Source organism: Martelella mediterranea (assembly GCF_021021415.1).
In the GTDB taxonomy this organism is placed as follows: domain Bacteria; phylum Pseudomonadota; class Alphaproteobacteria; order Rhizobiales; family Rhizobiaceae; genus Martelella; species Martelella mediterranea_C.
This window is the reverse complement of the sequence record NZ_JAINWJ010000011.1, coordinates 143,435-158,218: the sequence shown is the minus strand read 5'-3', so window position 1 is coordinate 158,218 and position 14,784 is coordinate 143,435. Positions and strand designations below refer to the sequence as shown.

Annotated in this window: 10 protein-coding genes; 3 read left to right on the top strand and 7 right to left on the bottom strand. The window is 62.7% G+C overall.

Features of this window, described 5'->3' with window-relative positions:
• Positions 1–11: 11 nt before the first annotated feature.
• On the bottom strand, positions 12–2,120 hold the full coding sequence (locus tag K7H91_RS09530; RefSeq protein WP_230719996.1) for a family 10 glycosylhydrolase: 2,109 nt from the start codon (positions 2,118–2,120) through the stop codon (positions 12–14).
• A 198-nt stretch (positions 2,121–2,318) separates the two neighbouring features.
• The gene (locus tag K7H91_RS09525) at positions 2,319–4,244 is read right to left on the bottom strand and encodes an ABC transporter substrate-binding protein (RefSeq protein WP_230719995.1); all 1,926 of its coding nucleotides are present in this window, start codon (positions 4,242–4,244) and stop codon (positions 2,319–2,321) included.
• 160 nt (positions 4,245–4,404) lie between these two features.
• Between K7H91_RS09525 and K7H91_RS09520 the strand changes: the two genes are divergently transcribed.
• Positions 4,405–5,379 carry a LacI family DNA-binding transcriptional regulator gene (locus K7H91_RS09520; RefSeq protein WP_230719994.1) on the top strand — a complete coding sequence of 325 codons (975 nt, stop codon included), beginning with the start codon at positions 4,405–4,407 and terminating at the stop codon, positions 5,377–5,379.
• Positions 5,380–5,439: 60 nt separating this feature from the next.
• On the opposite strand, the gene K7H91_RS09515 is transcribed toward K7H91_RS09520, so the two are convergent.
• The 5 genes from K7H91_RS09515 to K7H91_RS09495 all read right to left on the bottom strand — a co-directional run bounded on the left by K7H91_RS09515 (position 5,440) and on the right by K7H91_RS09495 (position 12,636).
• Positions 5,440–7,434 carry a CocE/NonD family hydrolase gene (locus tag K7H91_RS09515; protein WP_230719993.1) on the bottom strand — a complete coding sequence of 665 codons (1,995 nt, stop codon included), beginning with the start codon at positions 7,432–7,434 and terminating at the stop codon, positions 5,440–5,442.
• A gap of 73 nt (positions 7,435–7,507) precedes the next feature.
• Complete coding sequence (locus tag K7H91_RS09510) at positions 7,508–9,094, bottom strand: ABC transporter ATP-binding protein (RefSeq protein WP_230720034.1); 1,587 nt, start codon at positions 9,092–9,094, stop codon at positions 7,508–7,510.
• Between the two features lie 58 nt (positions 9,095–9,152).
• On the bottom strand, positions 9,153–9,977 hold the full coding sequence (locus K7H91_RS09505; protein WP_018064629.1) for an ABC transporter permease: 825 nt from the start codon (positions 9,975–9,977) through the stop codon (positions 9,153–9,155).
• On the bottom strand, positions 9,974–11,005 hold the full coding sequence (locus tag K7H91_RS09500; protein WP_419197468.1) for an ABC transporter permease: 1,032 nt from the start codon (positions 11,003–11,005) through the stop codon (positions 9,974–9,976). Before K7H91_RS09500 ends, K7H91_RS09505 begins: the two co-directional genes overlap by 4 nt.
• 50 nt (positions 11,006–11,055) lie before the next feature.
• Complete coding sequence (locus tag K7H91_RS09495) at positions 11,056–12,636, bottom strand: ABC transporter substrate-binding protein (RefSeq protein WP_230719992.1); 1,581 nt, start codon at positions 12,634–12,636, stop codon at positions 11,056–11,058.
• 215 nt (positions 12,637–12,851) lie between these two features.
• On the opposite strand from K7H91_RS09495, the gene K7H91_RS09490 reads away from it, so the two are divergent.
• Both K7H91_RS09490 and K7H91_RS09485 read left to right on the top strand, forming a co-directional pair.
• Positions 12,852–13,649: a helix-turn-helix domain-containing protein gene (locus K7H91_RS09490; protein ID WP_230719991.1), complete on the top strand. Its 798-nt coding sequence runs from the start codon at positions 12,852–12,854 to the stop codon at positions 13,647–13,649.
• A gap of 260 nt (positions 13,650–13,909) precedes the next feature.
• A complete protein-coding gene (locus K7H91_RS09485; RefSeq protein ID WP_230719990.1) occupies positions 13,910–14,722 on the top strand; it encodes an SDR family NAD(P)-dependent oxidoreductase in 813 nt (270 codons plus the stop codon).
• The last annotated feature ends 62 nt before the right edge of the window (positions 14,723–14,784 follow it).

The following is a 14,784-nucleotide window of genomic DNA, read 5'->3' as shown; positions in this document are numbered from 1 at the left end:
TTCAGACACTATCATGACCAGCGAACCTCGACCGTTTCCAGCAGTTCGATTTCGGGAACATCGACCTCCACCGTGTCGCCCGTTGCCCGGTATTCGGCTTGTTTGCCGGCGATCAGCAATCGCGCGTCCCTGACGGATCGACCATCGGGGATCGCGATCGAGACCGTGTGCGGACCGACCGGATAGATCGACCGCGTCGGCCCCTTGAACATCATCGGATTGGTGAGGTTGAAGAGCAGAACGGCGAGCGTGTCGTTGCTCTCGCGCACCGCGATATCCAGCACCGAGTGTCCGGAAACGCTGACGCGCGGCTTGCCGCCCATCGCCCAGCGCACGGCATTCTCGATCAGCCGCTGGTGATCGGCGGCGAGCACCTGCCAGAAGATGCCGCCGATATTCCACGGGATATAGACCGTGCGGCCGCCGGCCGCCGTTTCGCGGGTGACGACCGCGGCGCCGCGCGGCTCCTCTCGCGGATAGACTTCTTCCATCGGCAGATCGGGGAAGTCCGGAATGCTGACAAACGGCGTCTCAGTCCCCGCAACGGTTTCGACCTCTGCAAGCCTGGTGCCGCCGATGATCCGCCCCGCGCCCTCATAGCCCTGATTGACCGGATGGTCGCCGGAAAGGACGATGTAGCTGTTCTTGACCGGCCCGCGCGCAAGCGCTGTTCGCTTCACGCCGAAGACGTCGCCAAGCGCGAATGCGTCACGCGCATTGCCGCTTTCATCGCGCATTGCCGTTTCATGGGCGGCGATCAGGCTGCCGCCGCGCGCGGCGTAGTCGCGTAATAGCGCGCATTGGGCATCGGACAGGTTGGAGGCATTGGCGAGAATGACCAGCTTGAAGCGATCCAGGCTTTCCGCCGTCATCGCCTCGTCCGAGAGGAATTCGAAAGGCAGCTTCGCCTCGATCAGCGCGTGATAGAAGCCGAGATCGTCGGTTTCGGCCTGACGGCGCTCGTCGCGCGCCCAGTTCTTCAGGGTCGTCGTCGGGTCGATGAGCGCGATTTCGGCGGTCGGCGTGGTGGCCTCGAGCATCGCCTGGAGCTTCTCATGCTTTTCGAAGCCGGCGGCGACCGGGGCGACCCAGCGCTCGTCCGGCACCACGCCGTTGAATTTCGTGAACCAGGGCAGCATGCCGTGGGTGACGCCATTGCCGATCCAGCTTTCGATTTCCGCCCCGGTGGTGACGGAATCCTTCCAGCGATATTCCTCCTCCGGTCCGATCGAGGTGATCAGCACCACGGGGCGGTCGCGGAAGGTGGCGCGCATCCGCTTGGCATTGCGGCCGGCAAGCCAGATCGGCTCCAGCCCGCGCCGGCCCTGATGGTCGACGACCAGGAAGGGGCAGTGCTTCTCGATCAGGCCGATATCGAATTCCATCAGCGATTCACCGCCCATATTGGGAATGAAGCTCGCATGCGGGCGGATTGCCTTGACGTCATTGTCCCAGGCGATGACCATGCGGGTCAGCACGTCGCGGCGCCAACCGGACCACGCCCGCCATGCGGGATCGTTGACGTCGCTGGTCATCGGCAAATCGAAGCCGGTGGCGCCCTTGAAACGGGTCTTGCAGCTCTCGCAATAACAAACGCCATGGCCCTGCCAGCGATTGGCGAAGATCGCGTCGATATCGTAGTCGCGGGTGATTTCCTTCACGACCTGCGGCATGAACTTGTTGTTGTAATCGCCATAGGCGCAGGTCACCCAGACATCGGGAAAGGCCCAGTGGCGGCGGGGTTTGCCGTCCTTGTCGACCGCGATCCATTCCGGATGCGCATCGGCGGCGTCCTGATGGATGGCATGCGGATCGACCCGGGCCATGACATGCATGCCGAGCGATCGCGCGCCATCGACGAGGCGGCCGAACGGATCGGTGTCGCCGAGATATTTGCTGACATAATGCAGCGGAACCTTGGACGGGTAAAAGCCGATATAGCCGCCGGCGGAAAGGCAGACCGCGTTGGAACGGGTGCGCTGGAACACGTCGATCCAGAAATCCGGATCGAACTTGACCGGATCGTTCTCGACCAGCGTGAGTTGGGTCCAGCGGGTGGCGGTCCTGTACCAGTCCGGCGTTCTGAGATTGGCGGCTGCGATCGGGTCGATGGGCTTCATGTGTCGGGTTCCGCTGGAGCGCGTCCAGGAAAAGTGGATACCGGTTTTCCGTCCGGACGCGCGTAAAAACAAAAAAGATGGAGCATTGCCGGTGATCCGGTTTTCGCCGGAATGCTCCAGGTAAAGCGGGGCTGGCGCCGGCCCGTGGAGGAACGGGCCGGCCCTTGGTCGGTCGAAGGTGACAGAGGTTTCTGCCGATCAGTTCTTGAAGAACTGCTCCGGCGCCGACGGTCCGGGCGTCGGCCAGCCGAACGAATTCGGCATGACCGGCATGGTGTTGACCATGTCGTTCTTGATCACGCCGTAACCATCCGGCGGCAGGCTGACGCCGAAGACGAGGAACTGGTCGGCGGCATTGTTCAGGAGTTCCAGCATGATCTCGTGCTGCTTGTCCTGATCGCCGGTGGCCAGCAGTTTCTTGTAGAGCGCCTGCTGCGCCTTCACATCCTCAGGCGGTTCGATGGCGGCATCATTGTCCGGCTGGTTGAAGTGCAGGGCCCAGCCCTGCGCGTAAAGCGCATTGGTGTTGAACGGCACGAAGTAGCGCGGGTCGAGCATCGCCGCGACGCCGCTGTTTGCGCCGAACTGGTGGGCCGTGGCGTCGAACTCGCGGCCATGGCGGACACGCGTTTCCCAGAGCGAGCGGTCCATGGTGCGGATCTGCGCATCGATGCCGACATCGCGGAAGTTGGGTATCGCGAGCTGGAACATGTCGAGGAAGGTGGTGCGCACCTGATCAATCTCGAAGATGATCGTCACGCGCCGGCCTTCGGAATCAAGCCGGAAGCCTTCGCTGTCCTTCTCCGGCAGGATCTCGTCCAGGATCGCATTCGCCTTTTCCGGATCGTATTCGGTATACTGCTTGGCGAGCCGTTCGACATAAAGCGGATCGCCTTCCACGATCGAAGGCTGGGCCGGCGCGCCCTGTCCGACGAACACCGCCTCGATCATCGACTGGCGATCGATGGCGTGGGACAGCGCAACGCGGAAATCGCGGTTGTTGTAGAGCGCGTTCTTGACCGGGTCGGTGTGGTTCAGGTTGAGCTGAAACACCATCACATTGGCGGCGGTTTCCTTGAGCGTATAGAAGTGGAAGTCACCGCTTTCCTGCGCATCGTAGAGCACCGGCTTGTTGGCGGGCGTCGCGATATACTGGTCCATCATGTCGATCTCGCCCTGAAGCGTCTTCAACAGAAGCACTTCCGGATCGCCGACCATCTGGTAGTTGATCTGGTCGAAATAGGGCAGTTGCGTGCCTTCGGTGTCGACCTTCCAGTAATAGGGATTGCGCACGGCGACGGCCCGTTCGGTGTCCTCGCCGGGCGCGATCGTGAACTTCCAGGCATTCAGCGTCGGACGGTTGGAATTCTGGAAGAAATCATTGTCCTGCTGCACGCCGCATTCGCGCTGGAACAGCGCCACCCAGCTTTCATAGCCGCGCTCCTTTGCGAGTGCGTTGGCATCCGGATTGTATTTGATGTGGAACTGCTTGAGGTAGTGCTTCGGCGTGCGGGTGATCTGGTCCTGCTGCGCCCAAGCAAGCTGCTGTGCGAAGAAGCCGTTCGGCTGCGCGAATTTGACCTTGAAGGTCTGGTCGTCGACCACTTCCAGCTCTGCAACCGAGCCGTCGGCGGAATACCAGAAGGCCTGGTCGCCGATGGTGAGCTCCGGGTTCTGGAACACGTCCTCGTACCAGAACTGAACATCCTCGGTGGTGTAGGGCTCGCCGTCCGACCACTTCATGCCCTTGCGCAGCGTGAAGGTATATTCGGTGGAATCTTCGTTGACCTCGAAGGATTCGGCGACATTGGGCGTGACGCCCGACCAGTCGGGCGTGAAGCGCACCATCGGCTCATAGCCCTGATAGCGCACCAGCATGGACAGCGATCCGCCGCCCACCAGCGCATGGTTCCATGTGCCGCCCTGCGTGCCCGGCTGATCGCGGGGCGTGATCACCAGCGGGTTTTCCGGCAGGCGTTCGGCAAGCGGGGGAAGATCGCCGGCCTGAACCGCGTCCTCCAGGTTAGGCGACTTGTATTCCATTTCAGCCCAGGCGGGCAGCGCCAGCAGAGCGGCAAACGCCGTCCCTGCCGCGAGAAAAGCTCTGCGGCTCAAATTCCTCATGGATTTTCCTCCTACTGTCGATGCTCCGTTATCCTTCATCGACTAACAACTAGCTTGAAATAGAAGTTTTGTTATGTAAAGCGTTATGTTCAGGTTTTTTTGAACCATGGCATCGCGCGCCCTTTCGGGCCATAATGCCGCATGAATGTGAGGAGCCGCCGTGTCGCGCGTAACGATCCAGACCATTGCCGATGAAACCGGTCTTTCGAAATTCGCGGTGTCGCGCGCGCTTTCGGGCAAGAGCGGCGTGAGCGAGGCCACGCGGCTGAAGGTGAACGAGACGGCCGTGCGCCTCGGCTACCGCAAGACCGCGTCCACCAGCCGCGTGCTCGGCGTCGTCTTCGATGACAACGATATCACCAACACCGAACTCCATATGCAGATCCAGAACGGCGTCCAGCGTGAGGCCCAGTTGCTTGGCTATGCCCTGCGCATCCGCAGCACGCGCAACGGCATGGAGCTTGATGCGCTGGCGGAGGAGTGCAGCGGCCTGCTGATCGTCGGCCTGCATGACGAGGAAAACCTCAGACGGCTTCACAATTCCGGCATTCCGATCGTGCGCAATAGCTGGCTGGAGCCGCTGGAGCCGGTCGATCAGGTGGGCGCGACCGACCATGAGGCCGGCTCCGCGGTTGGCCGCTTTCTTCTGGACCTTGGCCATCGCACGATCGTCTATATCCATGGCGATCCGCGTTTTCGCGGGCGCATGGAGCGGCTTTATGGCTTGCGGGAGGTCTGCGAGCGCGCGCCGGATGCGGTCCTCCACGATCTCATTCTCGAGGAGGGCCGCGATTTCGGCGAGGCCTTTGCGCGGCTGATCACGGACATCGAAAGGCCGACGGCATTCTTCTGCGCCCATGACGGGCTTGCGCTGGCGGTGATTTCCGAACTGCTCGCCCGCGGCTACCGGATACCGCGCGATGCCTCCGTTGTCGGCTTTGGCGATTACTCGGCCGCCCAGCAGATTTCGCCGCAGATGACGACGGTGAGGGTGCCCGGCGTCGACATCGGCAGAATGGCGACGCGCGTTCTCCACCAGCGCATCACCAATCAGGATTTCCCCGCCTGCCCGCTGCGCCTTCACGTACCGTGCCAGATCATTGAACGGCAATCGACGGGACCAGCGCCCAAGTGAACGATCTCAACCGGCTCGCCTTTAGGAGAGCCGGTTGGCAGTGGCCGCCGTCGCGGCGGATCACATGAAGTCGCGCGGGATGCGCTGTTCGAATGACTTGGCGAAGATTTCGCGATCGCCTTCGAATGCGGTTACGCTTGCCGCGATGATCCAGTCTTTTTCGGTGCAGCGCATTGTCGTGATGGTTTTAGTCGAAACCGACCAGCCGTCGCGCTCGATCCGGATATTCCAGTCGATATCGCCCGCCATCGACAGCGGGTCGTTGGGGTCGATTGACCAGTCCTCATTGCGGATTTCCTGGGTGCGCAATCCGTTTTCTGGATGCACTTCCAGCCCGGTGTCCTCGTAGATTCGGTAATGCGTCAGGCCTGTGACCAGATCCTTTTCGACCGAACGCCGGGTTTCCTCCGGTGACCGCATTTCATATTGCGGCAGCGGATTTGGGTTTTCCGGCTCGGCGACGGTAATGCGCTCATGCCGGCCCAGAAGCGGCAGGGCAAGGCGGATGCTGGCCGTATCGATCGTGAGCCCCGGCGCCTCGGGTGAGGGCAGGATGGTCGGCCAGTAGCTTGTCGAAAGCGCAAGCTTGATGCGGTGGCCCGGCGCGAAGCGATAGCCCATGGCATCAAGCTGCATGGTAATGCGCGTCTTCTCGCCACGGGGCATGTTGGCCGGGGTCTCGTTGCCGTCGCGATGGGCAAGGTTCAGGACGCCGTAGCAGGCGCGGGTTTCGGTGCCATCGGGATGGACATCGATGATGCGGATGGCCAGATTCTCCCAGTCGCCATCGCAGGCGACATCGACGGAAAGCTCCGGCGCGCCGAGATAAACGGCTTCTTCGGCGAGCGGCGCGGTCTCGAAAACCAGCGAACCGCCATTATCGCTGCGCTGATCGCCGGCGATTTCCGCGTCGGGCTTCAGCGTGAACCATTCGCCGCCGCTGGTTCCGGTGTCGAGCGGCGAGCGCAGATAGATGTCGCCCGTGCCCTCGGTGGCGCCGGTCGCGTTGAGCGTTCCGTCGGCGGCGACCGTGAGGGTGTCAATCTCTGGCGCTTCCCAAGACTGCTTGGCGATCCAGTAGCCGGGGTCGCGTTCGCGCCTCAGCGCCGGGCGCGGGCCATCGAGGATATAGGCGCGCATCTGCGGCAGGTCTTCTGTGCTGTTTTCGGCATCGTCCAGCCAGCGTTTCCACCATGCGATGGCCTCGGCATGGAAGTCCATGCGCGGCTTCGGCCATGCGAAATGCGGGTATTTGTGGATCCACGGGCCTACAATCGCCTTGCCCCTGTCGCCAAGGCCCTCGATCGCCTTCAGCGGTGTGTTGCGATAGCCGTCCGCCCAGCCGGCAATCACCAGCGCGGGCACGGGAAAGCCGTCGAAGTCCTCGCAGATCGAGCCGTGTTTCCAGAAATCGTCGCGACGCTGATGCGCAAGCCATTCCTCCATGAAGAAGGGCTGGCCTTCCAGCCGTTCCAGCCACATCTCCTTCCATCTGTCGCCGACCAGATCGATGTCCGGCGTGCGCGACTGATAGGCGAGCATGGTGCCCGCCCAGGAGAGCTGGGCGGAGAGATGCGTGCCGTTCTTGTAGTGAATATCGTCGTTGTAACGGTCGACGGTGGAGGCGATCGAGATCACGGCTTTCAGCTGCGGCGGCTTCAGGGCGGCCACCTGCAGGCAGTTGAAGCCGCCCCAGGAAATGCCCATCATCCCGACATTGCCGTTCGACCAGGGCTGGGCGGCGATCCATTCGAGGATTTCGCAGGCATCGGAGAGTTCACGCGGGGTGTATTCACCGTCGATGACGCCTTCGGATTCACCCGACCCGCGGATATCAACGCGCACGCCGGCAATGCCGGCGGCTGCGAAGACCGGATAGGTGGATTCATCGCGCGGGTCGGTTCCGCCGCGCTTGCGATAGGGCAGATATTCCAGCACGGTCGGAACCGGCCTGTCGGCCGCGCCGTCCGGCATCCAGATTCGCGTTGCCAGGCGCGTGCCGTCCTTGAGCGTGATCCACTGGTCCTCGGACGTCGTAAAACCTTGTTTCGCCATGGTTTTGACCTTTTCGTATTCGGGGTCTGTCGGGAAGGGGCGCGGGCCGGAGGGGCGGCCCGGCCGGAATGTGTCAGTTGCCGGCGCTCACCGTCCTGCGGCTGGTAAGCACCTCTTCCAGCCAGCCGATCTTCATTTCAGGCACGGATTTCAGCAGCAGATCGGTATAGTCGTCGAAGGGCGGGGACAGCGCCTCCGCCTTGGGGCCGAAACGGACCAGCTTGCCCTGATGCATCACCGCCACGCTGTCGGCAATCGCGCGGACAATGGCGATATCGTGGGTGATGAAGATGTAGGAAAGCTGTTCTTCCTTCTGAAGCTGCAGCAGCAGTTTCAAAATGCCGTCGGCCACCAGCGGATCGAGCGCCGAGGTCGGCTCGTCGCAGATGATCAGCTCCGGCCTTGCGGCCAGCGCGCGGGCGATTGCCACGCGCTGTTTCTGTCCGCCGGAAAGCTCTGCGGGATAGCGATCGTAATAGCCGCTGCCCATTTCGATCTGTTCGAGCAGTTCGTTGACTCGGCCGCGGCGCGCGGAACCTCTGAGGCCCTCGTAAAAGGTCACCGCCCGGCCGATGATGCCGCCCACGGTCTGGCGCGGGTTCATGGCGGTGTCGGCCATCTGGTAGATCAGCTGAAGCCGGCGCAGCTCCTCGCGGCTTCGGTTCTTCAGCGCCGGCGGCAGGTCCTGCCCGCCAAAGCGCACGCTGCCGGCGGTCGGCGGCAGAAGGCCCGTCGCCACCCGCGCGAGCGTCGATTTGCCCGAGCCGGATTCGCCGACAATGGCGAGCGTCTGCCCTTTGGGAACATGCAACGACACATCGAACAGCACCGGCATGGTGCCGTAGGAGGCCGAGATGTTGTTCATCTCGAAGAAGCGGTCGGACTGGTCGGCGGCTTCCTCGTGCCGGATCGCGCGGACATTCACCAGCTCGCGGGTGTATTCGGCATCCGGATTTTCGATGATCTTTTCGACGCTGCCATATTCCACGGTCTCGCCATTGCGCAGCACCATGATGTCGTCGGCCACCTGCGCCACGACTGCCAGATCATGGGTGATGTAGAGCGCGGCGGTTCCGGTTTTTTCGATCGCGGTCTTGATCGCGGCCAGCACGTCGATCTGGGTGGTGACGTCGAGCGCGGTGGTCGGCTCGTCGAAGACGATGAGTTCAGGCCGGCTGCAGAGCGCCATCGCGGTCATCGCCCGCTGCAACTGCCCGCCGGAGACCTGATGTGGATAGCGGTTGCCGAAATTTTCCGGGTCCGGCAGGCCGAGAATGTCGAACAGTTCGACGGCCCGCTTCCGGGCCTCGCCACGGCTCATCAGCCCGTGGCGCACGGTCGCCTCGATCACCTGATCGCCGAGCTTGTGGGCGGGATTGAACGAGGCCGCCGCCGATTGCGAGACGTAGCAGACCCGCGCCCCGCGCAGCGCCCGCGTGCCGGATTTGCCGAGCTTCAGGATGTCGACGCCATCCAGCAGCACCTCGCCGCCGGTGATGGTGACGCCGCCGCGCCCATAGGCGAGCGGCGAAAGCCCGATCGTGGATTTGCCGGCGCCTGATTCCCCGATCAGTCCGAGCACCTTCCCGCTTTCCAGCGTGAAGCTCACGCCCTTGACGATCTCGATCGGATGCGGGCGTTCGCCCGGCGGATAGGCCATGGCGCCGATCTGCAGGTTGCGAACCTGAAGCAGAGGGGTTTCGTCCGGTGTATGAAGCTCAGCCACCGCGGCCTCCTTTCAGGCTGGACGTGCGTTTCAGCAGCCAGTCGACGACGAGATTGATGGAGATGGTGAGCGCGGCAATCGCGGCCCCCGGCACAAGGGCCGCGGATACGCCGAAGATGATGCCGTCCTTGTTGTCCTTGACCATGCCGCCCCAGTCTGCGGTTGGCGGCTGGATGCCGAGCCCGAGAAACGACAGGGTCGAAATGAACAGCACGGCGAAGGCGAGCCGCAGGCCGAATTCGGCAAGAAGCGGCGTCATCGCGTTGGGCAGGATTTCGCGGAACACGATCCACAGCGTCTTCTCGCCGCGCAGCCGCGCCGCCTCGACGAAGTCCATCACCGCGATATCGAGCGCCAGCGCCCGGCCGAGACGGAAGACGCGGGTGGAATCGAGCACCGCCATGACGCCGATCAGCACCGCCAGGTTCTGCGGCAGCGCCGCCAGCACGATCAGCGCGAAGATCAGCGTCGGGATCGACATCATCAGGTCGTTGAGCCGCGACAGGCCCATATCGACGATGCCGCGGGTGACCGCTGCCACGAAGCTCAGAATGACACCCAGCGAGAAGGCAAGAAGGGTGGCGCAGAATGACACGAACAGCGTCATGCGGGCACCGTAGATCATGCGCGACAGCAGATCCCGGCCGAGATTGTCAAGGCCGAGCGGAAAGGCCGCGCTCGCTGGTTCCCAGGGCGTGCCAACAACCTGGTTCTCGCCGTAGGGCGCAAGCCAGGGGGCGAAGGCTGCGGCGAAGAGGGCAATGGCGATGCCGGCCATGCCGATCCACGCCGTCAGCGAAACGGAACGGATATTCATCGCGGATGCCTCAGACGCGGATTGACGAGAATCGACAGAATGTCGGCGGTCATGTTCAGGAGAATGTAGATCGCGGCGAAGACCAGCCCGCAGCCCTGCACCACCGGCAGGTCGCGCACCGTCACCGCATCCACCATATACTGCCCCATGCCCGGATAGACGAAGACCACCTCGACCACGACCACGCCGACGATCAGATAGGCGAGGTTGAGCGCGACGACATTGATGATCGGCGCCAGCGCATTGGGGGCTGCGTGCTTCACGATTGCCCGCATTGCGCCGATGCCTTTCAGCTCGGCGGTTTCCATATAGGCCGACGCCATGACGTTGATGATCGCGGCCCGGGTCATGCGCATCATGTGCGCGAGCACCACCAGAACCAGCGTCGCCACCGGCAGGATGATGGTTTGAAGCTTCTCCCACAGGCTCATGCTGTCATAGACCGTGGCCGGAAACGCCGCGACCGGATGCTGGACTACGAACACCATGATCAGCAGATAAGCGACGAAGAATTCCGGCAGCGACACGGCCGCGAGCGAGACGAGATTGATCAGCCGGTCGACCAGGCGGTCGCGATAAAGCACGGCGAGAAGGCCGAGGCCGACGGCAAGCGGAACGGCGATGACCGCAGCAGCGCCCGCCAGAAGCAGCGAATTGCCGAGCCGGGCGGCAATCTGGCCGCTGACCGATTGGCCGCTCGCCCAGGACGTTCCGAAATCGCCATGCAATATGCCGACGAGCCAGTCGAAATAGCGGCTCACGAGTGGCTGATCGAGGCCGAATTCGGCGCGCAGATTGGCGATCGACTGCGGGGTTGCCGCCTGGCCGAGATAGGTCTCGGCGAAATCGCCGGGCAGGATTTCGATCCCGGCGAAAATCAGGATCGAGCTTGCGAACAGCAGGCCGATGCCGAGGATGATCCGCTCGCCGATGCGGCTGGCCATGGGAAAGCGCGCGCGCAGGACGACGATAGGGCCGGGCGGCGGCGCGCCGACAGGGGCGGCTGGTGTTGGTTGCGTTTCTGTCATGGGGGTGTGAAAGCCGCTGCGTGATCCCGCGGCTTCCTCTTTTCTTCGGATCAGGAGACGAGCCAGACGCGGCTGGCGATCTGTCCGTTGGACAGGTCGTTGCCGACATCGTCGATCCAGCCCTGCATCTTCACCGAGCGGGCATTGAGGTAATTGTTGAACACCGGCAGGATGAGGCCGCTATTGTCGCGCACCATGATTGCCATCTCGCGGTAGAGCGCGCGGCGCTTGTCCTGATCCGTCTCGGCGCGGGCCTCAAGCAGCATCTTGTCGAATTCGGGGTCCTTGAAACGGGTGTCGTTCCAGGTCGACGTCGAAAGCTGGGTCGTGGTGTAGCGGATATCCTGCGTCGCCCGGCCGCCCCAGTAGGAGGCGCAGAACGGCTTCTTGTTCCACACATTCGACCAGTATCCGTCGGCCGGCTCGCGCTGGAGCTGGATGTCGATGCCCGCCTCCTTGGCATTCGCCTGAAACAGCACGGAAGCATCGACCGCGCCGGTGAAGGCGGCATCGGAGGTGCGCAGCAGGATCGGGCCTTCATGGCCGGATTTCTTGAAATAGTGCGCCGCTTCTTCCGGGTCGTAGGCGCGCTGGGGAATATCCGTCGGCGCCAGCGCATAGGCATCGTTGACCGGGTAATCGTTGCCGAGCGTGCCGTAGCCGCCGAGAACCGTGTTCAGCATCGCCTCGCGGTCGATGGCGAGCTTCAGCGCCATCCTGAGGTCGTTATTGTCGAAGGGCGCGGTGTCGCCATGCATCAGGAAGGAATAGAAGCCCTTGCCCTTGGTGCTGATGGTCTCGATATTCGGCGCCCGCGACAGCAAGGACATCGTCTTCGGGCTCAGCGTGTTGATGAAATGCACCTTGCCGGAGGAGAGCGCCGCGATGCGGGCCGTGTTGTCGTTGATGACGAGAACCTCGACGCTGTCGACGAAGCCCCGTTCCTCGTTCCAGTCATCCTCATTCTTCGAGAAGGTGATGCGGATGCCCGGCTCGAAGCTTTCAAGCTTGTAGGGGCCCGTGCCGATGGCGCTGTTGGGATCGTCCATGCCGCCGTTCTTCTGGACCTGCAGATGGTAGTCCGTCAGCATCAGCGGCAGGTCGGCATTGCCGTTCTTCAGCGTGATCACCAGATCGCCGCCGCTTTCCTCGATGGTTTCGATCTCTTCGAGAAGACCGAGGGCGGCGGAGGTGGAATCCTTGTCGGAATGGCGGCGCAGCGTCTGCACGGCGTCGTTGACGGTGAACGGCGTGCCGTCATGAAAGCGCACATCCTTGCGCAGCTTGAAGGTCCAGGTCTTCGCATCGTCGGACGAGGTCCAGCTTTCGGCCAGGCTCGGCAGCGCCTCGCCGGACACCGGATCGGTGGTCACCAGCCGGTCGCCCCAGGTAAAGCCGACCAGGAACATGGTGCTGCCGGCATAGGTGCCGGGATCGAGAATATCGGTCGTCTGGCCGCCGTCGAGGCCGAGAACGAGATGACCGCCGCGCTGCGGCTCTTCGGCCGCGAGGCTCTCGCGCGGGATCAGCAGGCCGGAAGCGGTCGCCGCAAATCCGGCCGCAGCCGCGGAGGCAAGAAAGGCGCGGCGGTTGAGGCCGGTCTGCGGAATGGAGGCTTTCTTGTTGTTCATATGGTTTCCCCTGTTTGTGAGCATTGCATTCGTGCCGCTGCAAGAAAGCGGCTATGATATTCTAAATTTGCCGTGGCGGAATGCCTAAAGGCGCAGTTGACGAGACCGTCAAAGATCATGGGCGAGGACATAAGCAGGTTGCGGAAGGCAGACAATTTCGCGTATTGAAGCGGCTTGACGCTAATTGACGCTACCATGGCCAGGCTCGATACACGATGTCATCACGCGATAACAGTCACTTTGCGGCCAATCTGCGGTTCGCCTGCAATACCCGGCCGTCGATTACGGCGATCTGCCGCGAGATCGGCATCAACCGGCAGCAGTTCAATCGTTATCTCGCGGGTCAATCCCGCCCGTCGCCTTATAATACAGGGAAAATCGCGCGTTATTTCGGTCTGAAACCGCAGGATTTCCTGGCGTCGGAAAAACGCTTCCAGAACATACTCGCCGCTCCGGCGGAAACCCTCGGCCCGGATTTCGTGTTGCGCGAGGGCTTCCCCGGCAACCTGCAGGAATTGCGCCAGTATGTCGGCTATTACGAGCTTTACCACAAAAGCCTGTCATGGCCGGGGAAGATCGTTCGAAGCTGCAGCAGGATCGACGAACGGGGCGGCCAGATCACGGTGAAGTCCATCGAACGGATCTATGACCGGGACCAGGAGATTCGTCAGTTCTCGAAATATGCAGGGCTGGCCGCCTACTGGCGCAACCGGCTGTTTATCGTCGAACGCGGCGTCAGCGAGCAATCCTTCCTGTGCCAGACGACGCTGATGCCATTCGCCGAGCATCAGCGCACTTATCTGCGCGGCGTGACGACCGGCGTGTCCTGGCGCGAGGAGAACCTGCCCTATTCCACGCGCGCCATCTGGCGAGCGGTCGGTCCTAACCCCGACAAGCGCGGGCTGCTGGAGGCCTGCGGCCTGATCCCGGAGAAATCGCCAAGACTGCCGCTTCCCGTCCGACGCTATCTCAACAGCGAAGGCGAAAACCACACGCTTGTCGCGGCCCGGTGAACCCGGCCGCCGCCGAAAACCGCGACAGAAGCGGGCTACGGCAATCAATATAGCTGAAAGTTATATTTCCCGTTGTTTTCCGCATTTGACTTGATCCGGTTATGACGGCGTTATGTGCGTCAGGAGCGCGATCCTGCCCGAGGGAGAAGGGCGGACGCGAAACAGGAGGAGGTCGGTCCGGCGTTCCGGATCGATGATGACTGTCCCCGCATGAAGGGCGGTCTCCTGTTGACATATCAGCAGGCAGGGAGGTTTTGATAATGCTGGAGCAGATGTTCGATGTGCGCGGTCAGTCCGTGATCGTAACGGGCGGGGCCAGCGGCATCGGCCGCGCCTATGCGGAGATCATGGCCGCGCAGGGCGCGCGGGTCTGCATCTTCGATCTGGATCAGGCGGGCACCGAGAAGACCGTCAGCGAAATCAAAGCCACGGGCGGTGACGTCTGGGGCCTGAAGGTCGATGTCGCCGACCGTCCCGGACTGGCCGTGGCCTTCGACGCGGTCGCCGAGAAACACGGCCGCATCGACACGGTCTACGCCAATGCCGGCATCGATCCGGGGCCCGGTTTCATGACGCCCACGGGCGAGCGCAATCCCGACGGCGCGATCGAGAACATTCCCGACGAGCAGTGGGACCGGGGCATCGAGATCAACCTCACTTCGGTCTACAGCACGGTCAAGAACGCCGTGCGCCACATGAAGCCGAACGGCGGCGGGCAGATCATCGTGACCTCCTCGATCGCCTCGGAAATCAACGAAAGCATCGTCGGAACGTCCTACATGCCGGCAAAGGCTGCGGTGAACCATTTCGTCCGCCACATGGCGATGGAACTCGGGGCCTACGGCATCCGCGTCAACGCGATCCTGCCGGGCCCGTTCATCACGAATATCGCCGGCGGCCGCCTGCGTAACAAGGAAGACCGCGCGGCCTTCGAGGCGCAGTCCTTGATCGGCCGGATCGGCGATGTCGAGGACATCAAGGGTCTGGCGCTGCTGCTGGCCTCGCCGGCGGGATCCTACATGACCGGCTCACTGGTGGTCATCGATGGCGGCTCGCTGATCCGCATGACCTGACAGGCAAATGGGCGTGAGGCCTGCCAGGGAGCGGCAGGCGATGCGCCGGAAACATATCGGAG

Bases quoted from the DNA above. Each gene is read 5' to 3' on its own strand.
- K7H91_RS09495 (WP_230719992.1), bottom strand. From the start codon at position 12,636: ATGAACAACAAGAAAGCCTCCATTCCGCAGACCGGCCTCAACCGCCGC.
- K7H91_RS09530 (WP_230719996.1), bottom strand. From the start codon at position 2,120: ATGAAGCCCATCGACCCGATCGCAGCCGCCAATCTCAGAACGCCGGAC.
- K7H91_RS09515 (WP_230719993.1), bottom strand. From the start codon at position 7,434: ATGGCGAAACAAGGTTTTACGACGTCCGAGGACCAGTGGATCACGCTC.
- K7H91_RS09485 (WP_230719990.1), top strand. From the start codon at position 13,910: ATGCTGGAGCAGATGTTCGATGTGCGCGGTCAGTCCGTGATCGTAACG.
- K7H91_RS09490 (WP_230719991.1), top strand. From the start codon at position 12,852: ATGTCATCACGCGATAACAGTCACTTTGCGGCCAATCTGCGGTTCGCC.
- K7H91_RS09505 (WP_018064629.1), bottom strand. From the start codon at position 9,977: ATGAATATCCGTTCCGTTTCGCTGACGGCGTGGATCGGCATGGCCGGC.
- K7H91_RS09500 (WP_419197468.1), bottom strand. From the start codon at position 11,005: ATGACAGAAACGCAACCAACACCAGCCGCCCCTGTCGGCGCGCCGCCG.
- K7H91_RS09525 (WP_230719995.1), bottom strand. From the start codon at position 4,244: ATGAGGAATTTGAGCCGCAGAGCTTTTCTCGCGGCAGGGACGGCGTTT.
- K7H91_RS09510 (WP_230720034.1), bottom strand. From the start codon at position 9,094: ATGGCCTATCCGCCGGGCGAACGCCCGCATCCGATCGAGATCGTCAAG.